Origin of the sequence: Vibrio harveyi (genome assembly GCF_030060435.1) — a bacterium.
GTDB classification, from domain to species: Bacteria; Pseudomonadota; Gammaproteobacteria; order Enterobacterales; family Vibrionaceae; genus Vibrio; species Vibrio harveyi.
In genome coordinates, this window is sequence record NZ_CP125876.1 from 985,259 (window position 1) to 1,002,023 (window position 16,765).

Consider the following 16,765-nt stretch of genomic DNA (forward strand, 5'->3'; position numbering starts at 1 on the left):
TTGCCGAGACCCAAGTGAGCCTCGGCATACAACAATTTTGGTATTCCTATACCATTTACGAAACGTCTAAGTCTTACAGTGCACCTTGCACTTTTTTAGCTACGTCTTGAGGAACCCATGCGGTCCAGATCTGTGGGTAGTTTTCTAGGAAATGGAACATGGTTTCTTCACCGTCCGCTTGGTTGTCTTCCATCCAAGCCAGCAATTGGTTCATGTCTGCATTGGTGAAACCACGTTTAGTGAAGTAGTTGTATGCAGCCGGAGAGCGTGAAGCAAACTCTTCAGTCGTAATGGTGTGAACCGGTGAAGGTGGGTACATGGTTGGTTTTGGATTTTCGCAATCAGCTTGTGTCGTACAGCTGACAAATTCTTTCTCATCAACGCCGCTACCGAAATCCACTTTCACCATATCGTACTTACCGAGAACTGCAGTTGGTGCCCAGTAGTAACCAAACCAGGCTTCTTCACGTTCGTAGGCTTTTGCTATTGAGCCAGACAGACCTGCACTTGACCCTGGGTCGATAATATCAAAGCCTGATCCGGCAAGGTCCATCGCTTTGAAAAGGTTACCGGCGCTGATTTGACAGTTCCAACCAGCTGGGCAGCTGTAAAATGCCGATTTTGCTTTGTCTTCTGGATGAGAGAACAGCTTCGCGTGTTTTTTCACACCTTCGATGGTTTTCATTTCAGGGTATTGTTTAACAAGGTAGGCAGGGATCCAGAAACCTTCTTCACCGCCATCGACGAGTGCTTTACCAGCATAGCGTAGGCGCTTTTCTTCAACACCTTTATCTAGTGCATCTTTAAGGCTGTTACTCCAAAGCTCTGGTGCCACATCGGGCTGTCCTTTTTCGATCATTGAGGTGCCAGTTGGCATGGTGTCGCCAGGGATGAGTTCGGCATCACAGCCGTAGCCGTGCTCAAGAATAAAACGGTCCACGTTGGCAATCAGTGTTGCAGAGTTCCAGTTCATATCTGCAATGGTAACCGTTCCACACTCACTTGCGTTTGCGTTGGTCGCTGCTAGCGCACCAATCGCTAGTAGTAAGGGAGTTTTGTACGTCATATTGAGTTTCCTTTCTCTAAATTGCTCACTTAGGGTAACTAATTAATCATTAGTGTTCAAACTAATGTGTTAGGTGAATTATAGCTTTGTTTGTTAATGAGCGTGAAAGTGTTGGTGAATTTTTGATGAAAATAGCCACAGAAATGAAGGGTTTTTTATCGACTCATGTCAATGAATCGTATGGTGGTTTGTATGCGCTGTTGCATTATTATTAGATGTCTAACGAATATTTCGCTATGAATACGATTTTTGCAAACTAAGATATTGGCATATGCTAAAAACTATAATTGGCATATGCCATAAACGAGCGTAAGGTTAAGGCGTTTTGTAGAGAGGATGTGATGGCGAGACCAAAAATAGAAAGACGCATATGTGGACGTGCAGCACACCATTGTTTTAAGCCCAATGGCGTACCGTTTTATGAGCTGGAGAAAGTCAACATATTGCCAGAAGAACTAGAGGCATTGCGATTAGCCGATCTGGAAGGATTGAGCCAGCAGCAAGCTGCCGACCAAATGGGAGTCTCTCGCCAGACCTTTGGTAATACGGTTAAAAGCGCGCGTTTTAAAGTCGCGAAAAGCCTAGTTGAGGGTCATGCACTTGTTTTTCCTGACCAGGAGTCAAACTCATGATTTACGCTATTCCGAATGACGGCGAACGCGTCGCCAATCATTTTGTTAAAGCCCCATACATTGCGATTTATTCCGATACGGAAGGGCTGTTGAAAAACCTAGCTAATATTGCTTCTATGCCACAAGCTGGCTGTAAAGCAAAATCTCAACTTATTCAATCTTTGCAAGAATATCATGTGGATGCAGTGTTGGTTCGCAACATTGGGGAACGTGCGCTTGATAAGCTTTTGAGCAGTGGTAAACAAGTCTTTAAGCTATCGACTCGCAGCTCACTGGATGATGTAATGGGTGTGCCTCGATCGCCATTAACGGTTGCGACGCAAGGTCGCCCTTCGACCAATCACGTCAAAAAAGGTGGTTGCGGTGGCTGTGGTAGCAAAAAAGCGCCTTCGCTATTGATCAATCCTCAATCTCAATCAAAAAACACACTCATGACGTTGCGCCCAACTAAACTTAAAGCATTGGTTTCTTCTTACGTGAAAGAGGTGAAGTAATGGTTTGGTTGTTCACTTTTCTTGGGTTCTTAGCCATCATTTTGTTGATGTCACTGGGCGTGATCTTTCACAATAAACGCATTCAAGGCAGTTGCGGTGGCTTGAATAACGTCGGCGTTGACAAAGTGTGTAACTGTGAGACTACTTGCGCAGAGAATGAACGCCGCCTCTATCAGATCCAAGAGCCAAGTTCGAAAGGTCAATAGATCCTAATATTGTCTAGAAGATCAAATTTTTAATGATGAGTTTTTGCGCATTTTTTGTTCAGTTCTACGCTTAAGATTCGTCTTAATAAAGGAGAACCAAAATGGCATTTATGAAGCAGGATATCCCAAACCGTGTAACGGTGTACCATGACAATGTCGATCAGGAACAAGAACTCAAGAATGCGATGTTGCCAGAGAAGCCACGCTATTTTAACGGTTCTCCTACCTATAAAGCCGACAGTGTAGAGCAGTTCCAAACCAAGCTGAATCAGATTGGTATGTCGTTAGACAAATAAAGACCAAGAGAATACAACAACGCCCTCAAGTTTCGAGGGCGTTTGCTTTTTTAGGGGATAAATAAGAGAGGTTAATTTTGTTGTGTTGCTTCATTACACACTTGTTTTTGCACTGCTGGAGGAGCAGGTTCGTAGTGGCTGAGCGTCATGTTAAAGCTACCTTCACCGCCAGTAATTGAGCGCAGACGACGAGCATAATCTTGCAGTTCGTTGACTGGAGACTTGGCTCTTAACATGGTGAAGTTTGCGTCGATAGGCTCTGTTCCTTCAATTAGTCCGCGATTACCGGATAAGTCGCCGGATACATCACCCACATTCGCAGTTGGAATATGAAGCTCCATTTGTACAATCGGTTCGAGCACTATCGGGTCTGCATTGTTGATCGCATCTAAGAAGGCTTTCTTACCTGCGATGACAAACGCGATTTCTTTCGAGTCAACCGAGTGGTATTTACCATCGTAAACGGTCACTTCGACATCTTTGATTGGGTTGCCAGAAATCGCCCCTTCTTCCAATGCCTGAACAATGCCTTTTTCCACTGCAGGGATGAGTGCAGTAGGAATCGCGCCGCCAACCACTTTATTAATGAACTTGAAGCCCGCACCGCGTTCGAGTGGGCGTACTTTTAATTGCACCTCACCAAATTGACCCGCGCCGCCGCTTTGTTTCTTATGACGATAGTGGCCTTCTGCTGGTTTGGTTATGGTCTCAAAGTATTCGACGCTTGGCTGGCTGGTTTCCACTTCCAGTTTGTAGACTGCAGACATTTTCTCAAGCGCTACTTTGAGGTGGAATTCACCCTGACCGCTGATGATGGTTTCATTGGTGCGTGCACGATGTTCGATTCGAAGAGAAGGATCTTCGCTGGCGATTTTATTCAGCACATCCCCAAGCTTTTGCTCGTCGCCACGCTTAACGGGCTTGAGGCACAGTGAGTACATCGAATCTGGGAAGTTGAGGGTTTTGAGTTGTACGCCATCTTCTTCATGAGAGTCATGAACAATGGAATCAAATTCCAACTCATCCACTTTGGCGAGCACACAGAAATCGCCGGCAAGCGCCCTTGGGATCTCCGTTCTGTCTTTGCCTTGCAACTGGTAAAGATGACCAACTTTGAACGCTTTGTTGCTTTCCCCAATGTAGAGTTGGCTACCTGCGTTGATTTCACCTTGGTAAACACGCAAATAGGCGAGTTTACCCATGTAAGGATCGACGCTGATCTTGTACACATGCGCCACGCTGTGCTCAAGTGCTTCACAGTTTACTTTGACCTTCTTGCCGTTTTTCTCCAACAGCGGTGGGTTGCCTTCATTTGGCATCGGCATGATTTCCGCAAGAGTTCTCAGCAGCAGTTCTACCCCCGCGCCTGTTTCGGACGACACAAAGCAGATTGGAATTACGTGTCCGGTTCTCAATGCTTCTTCAAACGGATCATGCAGCTGTTCTGCTGTCAGTTCTGAGCCTTGTTCGAGATACAGTTCCATCAGCTCTTCATCGACTTCAATCACTTGGTCTATTAAGGTTTCATGCGCTTCTTCGACTTTAGCGAGCAAAGTGTCGCGTTCGATCTCTGGTTCGAAATAGCAATCCACCACCGATTGAGCATCGGCTGAAGGTAAGTTGATTGGTAAGCAATTATCACCAAAGTGTTCGATGATATTTTCCATCACGGCTTCAAGTTGGTTGCCGTGATTGTCGAGCTTGTTGATGATGATCATCTGGCACTTTTGCTGCTCTTTAGCAAAGGCGAACAAGCGGTCAGAAGTTTGGTTGATGGGCATTTGTGGGTCGATGATCAACGCGGAAGTTTCAACGGCAGGGAACACGCTGAGTGTGCGTCCGAGTAATTCACTTTGTCCGGGAGTGTCGATGATATTGAGGCGGTGCTTGTTCCAACTGAGGGCGACTGGCGTGGCTTCGATACTGTGTTGATATTGGATGGATTGCTGGTCGAAATCGGTCACCGTATCGCCTTTTTCCACACACCCTAAATGGCTAGTGGCTTGGCAGGTGTAGAGCAGTTTTTCTATCAGTGTGGTTTTGCCGGTACCCGTTTGACCGACAAAGGCGACGTTGCGGATCTTATTGATAGGCATAGAGCCTCCTTGCAAATGACGTGCGAAACCGAGTGAGCCGTTATCGGCAAATCAACGGTTCCAAAGCAAACCTGATATCAGGTACGAACTGCATTGGAGTAGGGCGGGTTTACCGCCTGTTCGTCTTCCATGTCATTTTTCGGATGACTCTATACATACAACCACCACCTTGCTGAAAAAGCGCATTAGAGGTTACTACCGTGTTAGCATGCCGTAATAACCTCGTAATTTATGTGACTTATTTCATGCTGGTGGTGATTGTTTTTTAATCTAGGTCATGAAATCGGTGATGGGGTTATCATCGCTTCTTTACAGAACGATTTCTCCTTCTCGATATACCAAAGCGGGTTCAATATCCTGACCCAGTAAAATCGGACCATCTAAATCAACCACTTTCGATTGGACCGCGATGGGTAGCGCTGCACGCATCGCCAATGAAGTGCCTAACATGCAACCGGACATCAAGGTAAAACCAAGGTGTTTCGCTTCTTCTGCAAGCAATAAGGCTTCGGTAAGACCACCCGTCTTGTCGAGTTTGATGTTGACCATTTCGTATTTGCCTACCAATTCATGCAATTGTTGGCGTGTATGGCTACTTTCATCGGCACAAAGTGGAATTGGGTGCGAAATGTCTTTTAGCTTGTCATCGTCATTCGAGGGTAAAGGCTGCTCAATCATCGCAATATTCAGTGGCGCTAGCGCGGCAAAGGTGGCGTCTAAGTCCAGTTCTTGCCATGCTTCGTTCGCATCCAGCACGATCATCGCATCGCCTGCCGCTTCACGAACTGTGCGAACGCGTTCAATCACTTGTTCGCCATCGAGCTTCACTTTAAGTAGTTTTGCGCCTTGTTCGATGTAACTACGGGTCTGGTTTGCCATTGCCTCTGGCGTGTTAATCGACACGGTCATCGCAGTGACAATCGATGCCGGCAATTCAAATAGATCTTGGGCATGTTGCTTGCCTGCGAGTTTGGCTTGTAAGTTCCACATCGCGCAGTCGAGCGCATTACGTGCCGCACCGGCAGGGAGAAGAGTTTGTAGTTTTTCTCTGAGGGAGACTATGTTCGCGTCACCTTTGGCAAACAAACTTTGCAGTTCATGAGCGGCTTGAGAAATGGCTTTGATTACCGATTCCACCGACTCGCCGTAACGAGGGTAAGGCGTACATTCACCTTGGGCACTGATGCCACTTTGTTCTACGGTTACGCGCACCACGTGACATTCGGTTCGGCTGCCACGGGATATACGAAAAGGCGTCGCCATCGCAATGGTGACGGGCTCTACATGGATTTTCATCGCATCTACAATCCTTAAATCGCAATAATGTGTTGAGCAATTTTCTCTACGCCAAAACGCACAGGATCGGTTACGGACACTTGGTATTTCTCCGTCCATTCTTGGCAAAGCTGTGCGGCATCATCTTCACTGATTGCAGAGGTATTCAAGCAGATTCCAACAAGTTGTGTGTCAGGGTTTGTTAAACGTGCCGCTTGTAAATTTGCCTCGATGGTTTGTTCAATCGTTGGCAATTTCGCATGGGGAAGGTTGCGAATGTGTGGGCGACCGATCTCGTGACACAATACCAAAGCGTCCGCTTGTGCGCCGTGAAGCAAGCCTAAACTCACGCCCGCAAAAGAAGGATTGAACAACGAGCCTTGTCCTTCAATGATGTCCCATTCATGGTCTGTGAACTCAGGGCTGATGGCTTCCACCGCACCAGAGATAAAGTCCGCGACAACAGCATCAATCGAAATACCACTGCCCGCGACTAAGATGCCCGTTTGACCTGTGGCTTTGAACTCAGCGTTACAACCAGATTGCTGTAAAGCTTTCTCAATCGCGAGGGCAGAGAACATCTTGCCAACCGAGCAGTCGGTGCCAACCGTTAGTAAGCGTTTCCCCGAGCGCGCTTTACCATTACCCACTTTGAGCGAGGCATCGTAATGGCGTACATCGTGTAACTTGGTTAAGCCACGTTGTTGTAAGTCATCTAAAGGAGCGAATTCAGAAAGACGTTGGTGCATACCTGAGGCGATTTCAAACCCCATTTCCGCCGCTTCTAGTAACGTCGCTTGCCATGATTCAGGAATAACACCACCAGGGTTTGCTGTGCCGATGACGAGCGTTTTTGCGCCTTGCTGCTGAGCCTGTTGCAGCGTCATATCGGTTAAACCTAATGAAACGGTTTCTGACGTAAGACGAAGCTGCCCTAAGCAAATCTCTGGGCGCCATTGATGGATACCGCGCGCAGTTTTTGCGGCTAATGGATCGGTGACGTCACCAAGAAAAAGTAAGTAAGGTTGAGCAATTTGCATGATGGTTCCCTCTGTCATTCTGTATGTTTTTAAACAGTACGTTTTCAAACAAGACGTTTTTAACCAATACGTTCAAGTAATGGCGTTTTCAAACAATGTAGCCAGTTTGAAGAGGGAAGCCGAATGCCTATTTGTTGTGCGTCTATAACTTGAGGTTATAGGGTAAGGTGAGTGCTAACTTACTGATTCACATGTCGCTTAAGTGAATCAATAAAAAGCTTGGTCGAAATGGATTGCGGTGTATGTTCCGCAAACATGATAGAGATTGAAAATGACAGCGCAGGAGAAAGTGAGCGCACGCTTACCGATTCATCATCTTGATACTGTTTTGCTGTCCATGGGTCGACAATCGCAAAGCCGGCATGGTGTTTGACCAGTTCAGCAGCAGCGGCGTAACTGCGTACTGTGATAGCGTGGTGATAATGTTCGTCGCGTGCCGAGAGTGTTTGATGAAGCAACAAACCGAGTGGGTCTCGACTGTCCAAGCCGATGATTGGCAATTCGTGCTGAATCAAATCATCAAACGATACCGAGTCCTCAGTTGAACTGAGCGCTTCTTTTGGCGCAATCAGAACAAGTTGTTGCTTGAGTAACACCTCACTCAAAATTGCGGGTGGCGCTTCTTCACCGAAGGCAATCGCCACATCCAATTCGTGCTTAAGTAAGCCTGAACACAGCTCATCACGGTTTGCCGTTAATAGTTCAAATGAGATGCCTTGTTGCTTCGACAGTGCAGCAACCGTTGGAGCAAGCAGTTGGGAAGCTAAGACAGGAGGTGCTCCGACTCTCAAGTGCTGAGTGCCTTGTTTCACTTTACTGGTGAGGGAACGAAATTGCCCAAGCTGTTGGTAGACTTTCTCGGCTTCTGGTAATAGGGCTTTGGCTTCTTGGGTCGGTACTAAGCGGCCTTTGACGCGCTCAAACAGGGCAAAGCTAAGTTGTTGTTCCGTGTGGGCAAGTACCCGAGTGACATTGGGTTGCGATACATGCAATAAGCGCGCGGCACCAGAAACGGTTCCGGTTTGCATGATGGCGTAAAAGACTTCCAATTGTCTTAAATTCACTGCGCTGTCCTGTTCATTCGTTTGAGCTTGAAGCTAGCTTATCCAATTCCTACGCTTTTTAACAATAGTTGCTCGAACTTGTCCTATAGATAAAAAGAAAGCCCCAGCATAACGTCCGGGGCTTGGTCCTTATTCGATAAGCCATCGTTAGATGACGGCAGTCTGCATCGCTAGTAGCCTTGCTCTTCTTGAGCTTGTGCTTTCGCCATTTGAATTGGATCGAGTTTGAGCGTTTGAGTTGGGAATGCGATGTCCGCTTCGTGTTCTTTAATGATCGCCATTACTTGCAGTAACACATCTTGCTTCACTTCATGGTAACGCACCCAGTTCACCGTTTTAGTGAAGGTGTAAATGAAGAAGTTTAGTGAGGAAGCTCCAAACGAATCAAAGTTCACAATCAGAGTTTGGCGCGTATCAATATCTTTGTGGTTTTGTAGCATTTCACGTACTGCATCGATGATGACGGGTACTTTTTCTGCATCATCATAACGTAATCCTATCGTTTCAAAGATGCGTCGGTTTAGCATTCGCGATGGGTTTTCTACGACGATATTGCTGAACACTGAGTTTGGTACATAGAGCGGTCTTTTATCGAAAGTACGGATACTGGTCATGCGCCATCCAATACGTTCAACAGTGCCTTCGATTTTACGATCTGGCGAGCGAATCCAATCGCCAACTTTAAATGGGCGATCGAAGTAAATCATTAAGCCGCCAAAGAAGTTGGACAGTAAGTCTTTTGCTGCTAAACCGACAATCAAACCACCGACGCCACCAAAGGTTAGCAAACCAGAAAGGCTAAGCCCGAATGCTTGCATGACGGTAAGCACACCAATCACGATGAAGAACAGGCGCGCGACTTTGGCGATCGCTTGCACCGTGGTTTCATCACGAGTTTTCTGTTCCAGCACATAGTCCTCAACATTAGTGATAAGACGCATCACTATCCAAACTAATATGCTGATCACTAGGATGAGTTTGAGTGTGCTAAGCCAGTTGAACTCGTTGCCTAACTCACTTTGCAAAACAATGCCGATTGATACCGTAGCGGGCCAACACCAAATGAGTGTGCTGACGGGGGTTTTTAACGCTTCTAATAAAAGGTCATCCCAATGGAAGGGGGTTTTCTCTACAAGAATCGCGAGGCGCGAATGCAAGACACGCCAAGCAATCCAAGCAAAGAAGCTGGCTATCGTGATAAATAAAACGCTGCTGCTCCAATCTTGGTGGTTAGCCATGACGTAAGTTTGAAGTTCTGTAAACCACTGTGGCATAAGTAAAGTTTCTTTTTATAGAACAATGGGGGAAAGGTAGCAGAATTTACCAATTCGCCCTAGAAAAATGATGAGGCGGAACGAAAGTGACAAAGTCTCGTTGTGTTGTAACAGGGATGTTTTGCTGTTTACATTGCCATTAATGACTTTTATATTAATTCAAGATGATGATAGGTATGACGAAATGTAAAGTATGAGTAAATCAACCTATGAGATGTGATAGAACTCGTAGATTGAAAGATAAGCACTACCATACGAACCATCAATTGTAGGTTCTTTGACTCATCGCTAACATTTATCACATTTAAATATGAGACTTTAAGGTCACTTTGAAATGCGGAGATGAACCATGGAATTTACAGAGCTAGACCGAAATGCGCTCTACGACATTTGGATGTCGCAAAAAGCAAAAATGCACCTTACCCAAATGGAGATGGCAAAACGTCTAGGTTTAAGTCTACATGAATTCTCTTCGTTGTTACGCGGTAACGCACCGTTAACTTTGGGCTTTGTTAAGCAGTTATGTGAGCAATTGCATGTTCGTCCCGGACAAGTTATCCCATCAATGACCGAACGCGATGTATCGGGTTCTGGTTCGGTTTACTTACAAAACAGAGTGACCGTAGACGGCGACATTCGTAACGTTTTTATTGAAGGCAACCAAGTGGTGATTGAATACGAACATCACGTCCGCTAATTCAAATTTCTAAAAAAAGCGAGCTCATTGAGCTCGCTTTTTTGTTAGGGGGAGAGTCGGCAAGGTCTATGGAATCTTCACCAAAGAATCACGCGACAGATCGGCGATAGTTTTTGCGCCAGTGAGTGTCATCGCTACGCGCATCTCTTTGTCATACAAATCAAGCAAGTTTTCAACACCCGCACCGCCTTGTGCCGCTAGAGCGTAAACAAAAGAGCGACCAAGCAACGTACAGTCAGCACCAAGCGCCAACATACGAACGACATCCAGACCAGTGCGGATACCGGAGTCGACGAAAATCTTCAGGTCGCCTTTTACTGCATCTGCGATGCTAGGCAGAGCTTTCGCTGTCGAAAGGACACCGTCAAGTTGACGCCCTCCGTGGTTGGATACAACGATACCGTCTGCACCGAAGCGAACTGCGTCTTTTGCATCTTCTTCGTCTAGGATGCCTTTGATGACCATTGGTCCGTCCCAAAAGTCACGAATCCACTCTAGATCTTTCCAAGAAATCGAAGGATCAAAGTTTGCACCGAGCCAGCCAATGTAATCTTCCAGCTTCGTTGGTTCGCCACGGTAAGTAGAAATGTTCCCTAAATCGTGAGGTTTACCTAATACACCGACATCCAGTGCCCAGCTTGGATGGCGCATGGCTTGGAATACTCGGCGCATCGCCGCATTTGGACCACTCATACCAGAGTGCATGTCACGGTAACGAGCACCTGGAACTGGCATATCTACGGTGAAAACCAGTGTCGTTACTCCTGCCGCTTTCGCGCGCTCAAGTACGTTCTTCATAAAGCCTCGGTCTTTTAGAACATACAGTTGGAACCACATTGGGCGTTCGATCGCAGGTGCGACTTCTTCAATAGGACAAACGGATACCGTTGACATGGTGAAAGGAATGCCTTTCTTTTCTGCGGCTTTCGCGGCTTGTACTTCGCCACGTCTTGCGTACATACCAGTAAGACCAACAGGAGCAAGTGCGATTGGCATAGCAAGTTTCTCACCGAAGATCTCAGTCTCTAGGCTTAGATCGCTCATGTCACGCAGAACACGTTGTCGCAACGCAACATCACCTAAATCATCGGTGTTGCGTTTCAGCGTGCGCTCGTCGTATGAACCACCATCAATGTAATGGAAAAGAAATGGAGGCAGCTTGGCTTTCGCAGCAGCGCGGTAATCTGTAGAAGCAGAGATAATCATAATAGTGTGTCCTGGCTGTTATTCTAAGATTGCGTCCTGAGTCAATGAGCACCTGCTCTGTCAGTGTTCCACTGACTGCCATCCTTTCGGCAGTCGACGTCAGAATAGAGTATAGATAAGTGATTGAGCTGTGGTGGATTCCATACACTGAACAATCAATTATCTGCACTGAAAAAGACTGGTACACCGGTCGGGGGATTGATGCAGCAAGCCACACCAAAAGTGTCGGGGTAGTAGTGCAGACCGATGTACCAGAGAAAAAGCAGGGCGGGGGAAGCCCTGCATTTATTATTAATTCATTAAAGCGTCGGTGATTTGGAAACCGTAAATTAGAATCAGACCGATGATGCCAGTTACCACGAGGTAGTAGAACGTTGGAATTACCGTCTTACGTAGCGTTGCACCTTCGCGTCCTAACAGGCCAACGGTTGCGGATGCAGCAACCACGTTGTGGATAGCAATCATGTTACCCGCAGCTGCGCCTACCGCTTGTAGAGCCACGACAATGGCACTTGAGATGGTCAGTGTCTGTGCTACTTCGAACTGGAATTGGCTGAACATCATGTTCGACACTGTGTTAGAGCCGGCGATGAATGCACCAAGGGCACCAACGGTAGCACTCAACGCCGGGAATGCTGAGCCAACTAGGTCTGCTGCGAAGTTTGCCGTGGTTACTGGCATACTTGCGAGATCTGCACCGTTGACACCTGAGTTAATGAAGATGCGAACCATAGGAATGGTGAACACAAGAACAAAACCTGCACCAATTAACGTCTTACTCGATTCGCCAAACGCTTTACCCAATGATTTCGCACCACCACCTTGTAGAAGAACCGCAAGCAATGCTACGAAGACTAGGATGCCACCAGGAAGGTATAGAGGTTGAATCGCTGTGCTGATGCCTGTCTCGCCAAGAATATTACCAAACGAAAGGCTTACGCTCTTAAGTAGACCTTTGAACTCAGGGCTCACACGGCTTGCTACGAGGATAATCGCTAGTAGTACGTATGGAGCCCATGCTTTGGTCAGACTCATTGGTTTGCCTGGGTTGTCATCCAGATTGATCTTTAGAGAGCCGAGCCATTCTGCTGGCCATTTATCTTCGCTTTCGAAATCCCATTTTGTTTTTGGAACAAGGAAGCCTTTCTTCGCCGCGGTAACCACAATGGCTAGACCCACCAGACCACCAATGAGTGATGGGAACTCTGCACCCAAGAACACGCCTGTAAGTGCGTAAGGAACGGTGAAAGCAACACCAGCAAATAGTGCAAATGGCAGAATGTCTAGACCTTCGCTCCAGCTCTTGTTTTTACCGAAGAAGCGAGTCAGCATCATTGCCATTAGTACAGGAATTAGCGTGCCAACGGTCGCGTGAATCATTGCCACACTTGCGGTGATTTGTTGCAGGTAGGCATCCCACGTTGAACCGTGTGCGACAAGTGCTTCACCAATGTTGTGTGTATCTAGACCTTTATTCACACCCACGATGATTGGTGTACCAACCGCGCCAAATGATACTGGTGTTGATTGGATCATCATGCCCATCAATACCGCTGCAAGAGCAGGGAAACCAATCGCAACCAATAGTGGTGCTGCGATTGCTGCAGGTGTACCGAAGCCCGATGCACCCTCAATGAATGAACCAAAACACCAAGCGATGATGATGGCTTGCACTCGACGGTCTGCCGAAATATCAGTAAATCCATTGCGGATAGTCGTGATCGCTCCGGTATGTTTTAAAGTGTTGAGCAAGAAGATGGCACCGAACACGATCCATAGAACAGAGACAGTAATTCCTAACCCTTGGAATACAGAGGCCAGTACGCGAGTAGCTGACATATCCCAAAACATTAGGGCGATAGCGACGGTTAGACCGAACGCAACAGGCATAGCTTTTTTAGCAGGCCAGTTGAGACCAACCAATAATATGGCGGCGACAACAATTGGCGAAAACGCCACAAGGGCAAGTAGGGTTTCACTCATTGGTACATCCTCGTACGCTGACTTCTCGAACGGCTTTATGCTGTAGAGATGATTTTTGTTGTAATGGTTTTGTTAATTTGGCGTGAATTTACCCCTTTATTTTTTATAGATATAGGGAAATAATGAAATTAATTTATTCCAAAAGTGACATAATCGATGCGTGCAGACGACCTAATCCTATTCTCTCAGGTAGTAGAAATGGGCAGCTTTAGTAGGGTGGCTGAAGAAAATAACCTTACAAATTCGGTAGTTAGTAAAAGAATTGCTCGATTGGAAGAAGAAATTGGCGCTCAGCTATTATATCGAACAACGCGTAAATTGACCCTGACCGAAGCGGGAAAGGTTTTGTTACATAGTGCTAAAAATGTGAAGCAAGCCACTCAGGAGGCTATGGATGCAGTTTCAGGCTTTGGTGAGAATGTCAGTGGTCATATTAAAATGTCGGTGCCGACTATCTCCGGTGATTTGATTCTAGCGGACGCGGTTGCAGAGTTTTGTAATATGCATCCTGGTTTAACAGTGGATATGTCGCTTGATAACCGCTTTGTCGACTTGGTTGCTGGTGGTTTTGACTTGGTAATTCGTACCGGCTACTTGGAAGATTCCAGTCTGATTGCGAGGCATATTCTGGACTCTCAATGGGTAGTATGTGCTTCTCCTTCTTACATTGCTAAACATGGTAAACCGATCGAACCGATCGATTTAACGACACACAACTGCTTGCAATACGCCTATCAAACCACGGGGGCAACGGATTGGCAGTTCAAAGGCAAAGATGGCGATTACATCGTTAGAGTCTCTGGATGTTTCTCGACAGATAACGCTACCGCATTACGAAAAGCAGCTTTGGGTGGGCACGGCATTGCCTACGTACCGCGTTGCTTGGTTTATCATGACATTCGTAGTGGGGAGTTGGTGGATATCTTCCCAGAATTGGTTGGTAAAAAGCTAGGTATCTACGCGGTTTACCCTTTTACTCGTCAACCGCCTAACAAAGTGAAGCTTTTAATAGAACACATTCGAGAGCGATATCTCACTATCTCACATTACTTTTAGTCGGTTCATAAATATAAGAAATGTTTCAATCTATTGGTTGAAATTCTGTACCTGAACCCTAAGGTAGGTATTGAGAATAAATCTCAATAAAATAATAAAACTAAACACTTAACTTCAAATGGAGTAACACGGACGTTATGCATTACCCAAAAACTCGTAAAGATTCTGTCGTCGACACTTATTTTGGTCACGACATCGCAGACCCATATCGTTGGCTGGAAGACGATTTGAGCCAAGAAACCGCAGAGTGGGTTTCAGGACAAAACTCAATCACCTTCGATTACTTAGGTCAGATTCCTTTCCGTCAACAAATTCGTGAACTAGTGGCGAACAGTCAGAACTATGAAAAGTATTCTCAACCTTTTGTTCATGGCGACTATACCTACTTCTATAAAAATGACGGTTTGCAGAACCAGAGCGTTTTATACCGCCGTAAAGAGGATGAAGAAGCGGAAATCTTTCTCGATCCAAACACGTTTTCAGAGGAAGGAACGACATCGCTTGGGGAAGTGAAGTTCTCTAATGACGACACTCTTGTCGCCTATTCAATTTCTGAGGGTGGTAGTGATTGGCGTAAGATCTTTGTCATTGACGTCGAAACGAAAGAGCAACTTGAGCCTGAAATCGTAGATGCTAAGTTCACTACGATTTCTTGGCTTGGCAACAAAGGCTTTTATTATGCAAGTTATGACAAACCAAAAGGCAGTGAGCTTTCAGCGCGCACTGAGCAGCACAAGCTTTACTACCATGAGCTAGGCACATCACAATCTGAAGACAAAGTGATCTTTGGTGCATTGGAGTCACAAAAGCACCGTTATGTAGGAGGAGTGACAACCAAAGATGATCGTTTCTTGATTATCACTGGTGCAGAATCGACATCAGGAAACAGACTGTTTTATGTCGATCTTACTTCAGAAGAGCAAGCAGTGAGTACGCTTCAAGATACTGTCGAAGGTGACACTTATCTTATCGATAACCAAGATGACACATTGATCTTTTACACCAATTTGGATGCGCCAAACGGCAAGGTGGTTGGCTACAACACTCAATCTCAACAATGGACAGAGATCATAGCCGAGCAGGAACAACCACTGGATATCAGCAAAGGTGGTGGTTATTTGTTTGCCACTTACATGGTTGATGTTCTCTCCAAGGTTCAGCAGTTTACTTATCAGGGGGAGTTGGTACGCGAAGTCACTCTACCCGATCAAGGCACCGTATATGGCTTACAAGGCAAAGCAGAAGACAAGACGCTTTATTATACTTTTACTAACTACGTGACCCCTCCAACCATCTTCTCTTTTGATGTAGAAAGTGGTGGTTCAGCGCTTTACCAAGAATCAAAAGCGCCGTTTGACCGTCAAGAATACGAATCTCAACAAGTGTTCTATACCTCGAAAGATGGCACGCAAGTACCGATGATCATCTCTTACAAAAAAGGCACCAAACTCGATGGTAGCGCACCAACCATGCTGTATGGCTACGGTGGTTTTAATATCAGTTTGACGCCGATGTTCTCGGGAAATGTTGCGAACTGGCTAGAACTGGGCGGCATCTACGCGGTGGCAAACATGCGTGGTGGCGGTGAGTATGGCAAAGCTTGGCACAATGCAGGTACTCAACAACAAAAGCAAAATGTGTTTGATGACTTTATTGCCGCAGCGGAATATTTGATTGAGAAGAACTACACCAGTTCAGAGCGTCTTGCGATTCGTGGGGGCTCAAATGGCGGCTTGTTAGTTGGTGCGTGTATGACTCAACGTCCAGAGCTGTTTAAAGTCGCGATTCCTGCGGTTGGTGTATTGGATATGCTTCGCTACCACACCTTTACGTCTGGTGAAGGCTGGAAGTACGACTACGGCACGTCAGAGCAAACTGAGGCTATGTTCAAGTATCTACTCGGTTATTCACCCGTACACAACGTGAAAGAGGGTGTGTCGTACCCTGCGACGCTTGTCACGACCGCAGACCACGATGACCGTGTGGTACCTGCACACTCATACAAATTCATCGCAGAGTTGCAAGACAAGCATCAGGGAGACAATCCAGTATTGATTCGTATTGATGTTAACGCAGGACATGGCGCGGGTATGCCTTTGAGTAAACAAATCGACCTGACCACGGATGTTTACGCGTTTGCGTTACATAACATGGGCATTACTGCACTCGATATTTAAAGGCTAACGACCTGACGCTAAGTTGTTTTTCTTGGCGTCAGAGGCTAGCAGCCAGTCAGGTGGGAGATACCATCTGAAACACAATAAAAAATGCCGCGAAATCATTCGCGGCATTTTTCATGGTTGGGGGAACTCAATTTGATAGTTAGGGTGACTAAGCCTAACTTTGAACCAACCAGTCTCGGCGGCCAAACCGAATGGCA

At 46.3% G+C, this 16,765-nt stretch carries 15 protein-coding genes; 7 read left to right on the plus strand and 8 right to left on the minus strand.

Annotation, left to right across the window (positions count from 1 at the left end; translation table 11 throughout):
- Positions 1-73: 73 nt before the first annotated feature.
- Positions 74-1,066, minus strand: coding sequence for an ABC transporter substrate-binding protein (locus QMY49_RS21040; protein WP_005452943.1), 993 nt, complete (start codon positions 1,064-1,066; stop codon positions 74-76).
- Positions 1,067-1,407: 341 nt separating this feature from the next.
- Between QMY49_RS21040 and QMY49_RS21045 the strand changes: the two genes are divergently transcribed.
- The 4 genes from QMY49_RS21045 to QMY49_RS21060 all read left to right on the plus strand — a co-directional run bounded on the left by QMY49_RS21045 (position 1,408) and on the right by QMY49_RS21060 (position 2,694).
- The gene (locus QMY49_RS21045) at positions 1,408-1,698 is read left to right on the plus strand and encodes a DUF134 domain-containing protein (protein ID WP_005452940.1); all 291 of its coding nucleotides are present in this window, start codon (positions 1,408-1,410) and stop codon (positions 1,696-1,698) included.
- Positions 1,695-2,192, plus strand: coding sequence for a NifB/NifX family molybdenum-iron cluster-binding protein (locus QMY49_RS21050; protein ID WP_069217782.1), 498 nt, complete (start codon positions 1,695-1,697; stop codon positions 2,190-2,192). Before QMY49_RS21045 ends, QMY49_RS21050 begins: the two co-directional genes overlap by 4 nt.
- Positions 2,192-2,398 carry a (Na+)-NQR maturation NqrM gene (nqrM, locus tag QMY49_RS21055; RefSeq protein WP_005452936.1) on the plus strand — a complete coding sequence of 69 codons (207 nt, stop codon included), beginning with the start codon at positions 2,192-2,194 and terminating at the stop codon, positions 2,396-2,398. Before QMY49_RS21050 ends, nqrM begins: the two co-directional genes overlap by 1 nt.
- 101 nt (positions 2,399-2,499) lie before the next feature.
- A complete protein-coding gene (locus QMY49_RS21060; protein ID WP_005452934.1) occupies positions 2,500-2,694 on the plus strand; it encodes a hypothetical protein in 195 nt (64 codons plus the stop codon).
- Positions 2,695-2,765: 71 nt separating this feature from the next.
- Here QMY49_RS21060 and fusA read toward each other — a convergent pair whose 3' ends face one another.
- The 5 genes from fusA to QMY49_RS21085 all read right to left on the minus strand — a co-directional run bounded on the left by fusA (position 2,766) and on the right by QMY49_RS21085 (position 9,443).
- Positions 2,766-4,790, minus strand: a complete 2,025-nt coding sequence (gene fusA, locus QMY49_RS21065; RefSeq protein ID WP_009703549.1) for an elongation factor G — start codon at positions 4,788-4,790, stop codon at positions 2,766-2,768.
- 309 nt (positions 4,791-5,099) lie between these two features.
- A complete protein-coding gene (gene dgcA / locus QMY49_RS21070; RefSeq protein WP_283316619.1) occupies positions 5,100-6,086 on the minus strand; it encodes an N-acetyl-D-Glu racemase DgcA in 987 nt (328 codons plus the stop codon).
- Positions 6,087-6,100: 14 nt separating this feature from the next.
- Positions 6,101-7,105, minus strand: coding sequence for an N-acetyltransferase DgcN (gene dgcN / locus QMY49_RS21075; protein WP_283316622.1), 1,005 nt, complete (start codon positions 7,103-7,105; stop codon positions 6,101-6,103).
- Between the two features lie 179 nt (positions 7,106-7,284).
- Positions 7,285-8,169, minus strand: a complete 885-nt coding sequence (locus QMY49_RS21080) for a LysR family transcriptional regulator (protein ID WP_050933742.1) — start codon at positions 8,167-8,169, stop codon at positions 7,285-7,287.
- A gap of 170 nt (positions 8,170-8,339) precedes the next feature.
- On the minus strand, positions 8,340-9,443 hold the full coding sequence (locus QMY49_RS21085; protein WP_029788240.1) for a mechanosensitive ion channel family protein: 1,104 nt from the start codon (positions 9,441-9,443) through the stop codon (positions 8,340-8,342).
- 349 nt (positions 9,444-9,792) lie between these two features.
- Between QMY49_RS21085 and QMY49_RS21090 the strand changes: the two genes are divergently transcribed.
- Entirely contained in the window at positions 9,793-10,140 is a 348-nt protein-coding gene (locus QMY49_RS21090; RefSeq protein WP_005452917.1) for a helix-turn-helix domain-containing protein, read from the plus strand.
- 66 nt (positions 10,141-10,206) lie between these two features.
- On the opposite strand, the gene lldD is transcribed toward QMY49_RS21090, so the two are convergent.
- Together lldD and QMY49_RS21100 are read right to left on the minus strand one after the other, a co-directional pair.
- Positions 10,207-11,346 (minus strand): FMN-dependent L-lactate dehydrogenase LldD, encoded by a 1,140-nt coding sequence (gene lldD / locus QMY49_RS21095; protein ID WP_005452916.1) that lies wholly within the window; start codon positions 11,344-11,346, stop codon positions 10,207-10,209.
- Between the two features lie 291 nt (positions 11,347-11,637).
- On the minus strand, positions 11,638-13,329 hold the full coding sequence (locus tag QMY49_RS21100; protein WP_005452915.1) for an L-lactate permease: 1,692 nt from the start codon (positions 13,327-13,329) through the stop codon (positions 11,638-11,640).
- A gap of 156 nt (positions 13,330-13,485) precedes the next feature.
- Here QMY49_RS21100 and QMY49_RS21105 point away from each other — a divergent pair, with 156 nt between their 5' ends.
- Together QMY49_RS21105 and QMY49_RS21110 are read left to right on the plus strand one after the other, a co-directional pair.
- Positions 13,486-14,385, plus strand: coding sequence for a LysR family transcriptional regulator (locus QMY49_RS21105; RefSeq protein ID WP_283316630.1), 900 nt, complete (start codon positions 13,486-13,488; stop codon positions 14,383-14,385).
- Between the two features lie 137 nt (positions 14,386-14,522).
- The gene (locus QMY49_RS21110) at positions 14,523-16,562 is read left to right on the plus strand and encodes a prolyl oligopeptidase family serine peptidase (RefSeq protein ID WP_053049500.1); all 2,040 of its coding nucleotides are present in this window, start codon (positions 14,523-14,525) and stop codon (positions 16,560-16,562) included.
- The last annotated feature ends 203 nt before the right edge of the window (positions 16,563-16,765 follow it).

What these genes read in the sequence shown, in the direction of transcription:
- QMY49_RS21045 (WP_005452940.1), top strand. Translation starts at nt 1,408, where the DNA reads ATGGCGAGACCAAAAATAGAAAGACGCATATGTGGACGTGCAGCACAC.
- QMY49_RS21085 (WP_029788240.1), bottom strand. Translation starts at nt 9,443, where the DNA reads ATGCCACAGTGGTTTACAGAACTTCAAACTTACGTCATGGCTAACCAC.
- QMY49_RS21050 (WP_069217782.1), top strand. Translation starts at nt 1,695, where the DNA reads ATGATTTACGCTATTCCGAATGACGGCGAACGCGTCGCCAATCATTTT.
- QMY49_RS21060 (WP_005452934.1), top strand. Translation starts at nt 2,500, where the DNA reads ATGGCATTTATGAAGCAGGATATCCCAAACCGTGTAACGGTGTACCAT.
- QMY49_RS21040 (WP_005452943.1), bottom strand. Translation starts at nt 1,066, where the DNA reads ATGACGTACAAAACTCCCTTACTACTAGCGATTGGTGCGCTAGCAGCG.
- fusA (WP_009703549.1), bottom strand. Translation starts at nt 4,790, where the DNA reads ATGCCTATCAATAAGATCCGCAACGTCGCCTTTGTCGGTCAAACGGGT.
- QMY49_RS21110 (WP_053049500.1), top strand. Translation starts at nt 14,523, where the DNA reads ATGCATTACCCAAAAACTCGTAAAGATTCTGTCGTCGACACTTATTTT.
- QMY49_RS21090 (WP_005452917.1), top strand. Translation starts at nt 9,793, where the DNA reads ATGGAATTTACAGAGCTAGACCGAAATGCGCTCTACGACATTTGGATG.
- dgcA (WP_283316619.1), bottom strand. Translation starts at nt 6,086, where the DNA reads ATGAAAATCCATGTAGAGCCCGTCACCATTGCGATGGCGACGCCTTTT.
- nqrM (WP_005452936.1), top strand. Translation starts at nt 2,192, where the DNA reads ATGGTTTGGTTGTTCACTTTTCTTGGGTTCTTAGCCATCATTTTGTTG.
- dgcN (WP_283316622.1), bottom strand. Translation starts at nt 7,105, where the DNA reads ATGCAAATTGCTCAACCTTACTTACTTTTTCTTGGTGACGTCACCGAT.
- QMY49_RS21100 (WP_005452915.1), bottom strand. Translation starts at nt 13,329, where the DNA reads ATGAGTGAAACCCTACTTGCCCTTGTGGCGTTTTCGCCAATTGTTGTC.
- QMY49_RS21105 (WP_283316630.1), top strand. Translation starts at nt 13,486, where the DNA reads ATGCGTGCAGACGACCTAATCCTATTCTCTCAGGTAGTAGAAATGGGC.
- lldD (WP_005452916.1), bottom strand. Translation starts at nt 11,346, where the DNA reads ATGATTATCTCTGCTTCTACAGATTACCGCGCTGCTGCGAAAGCCAAG.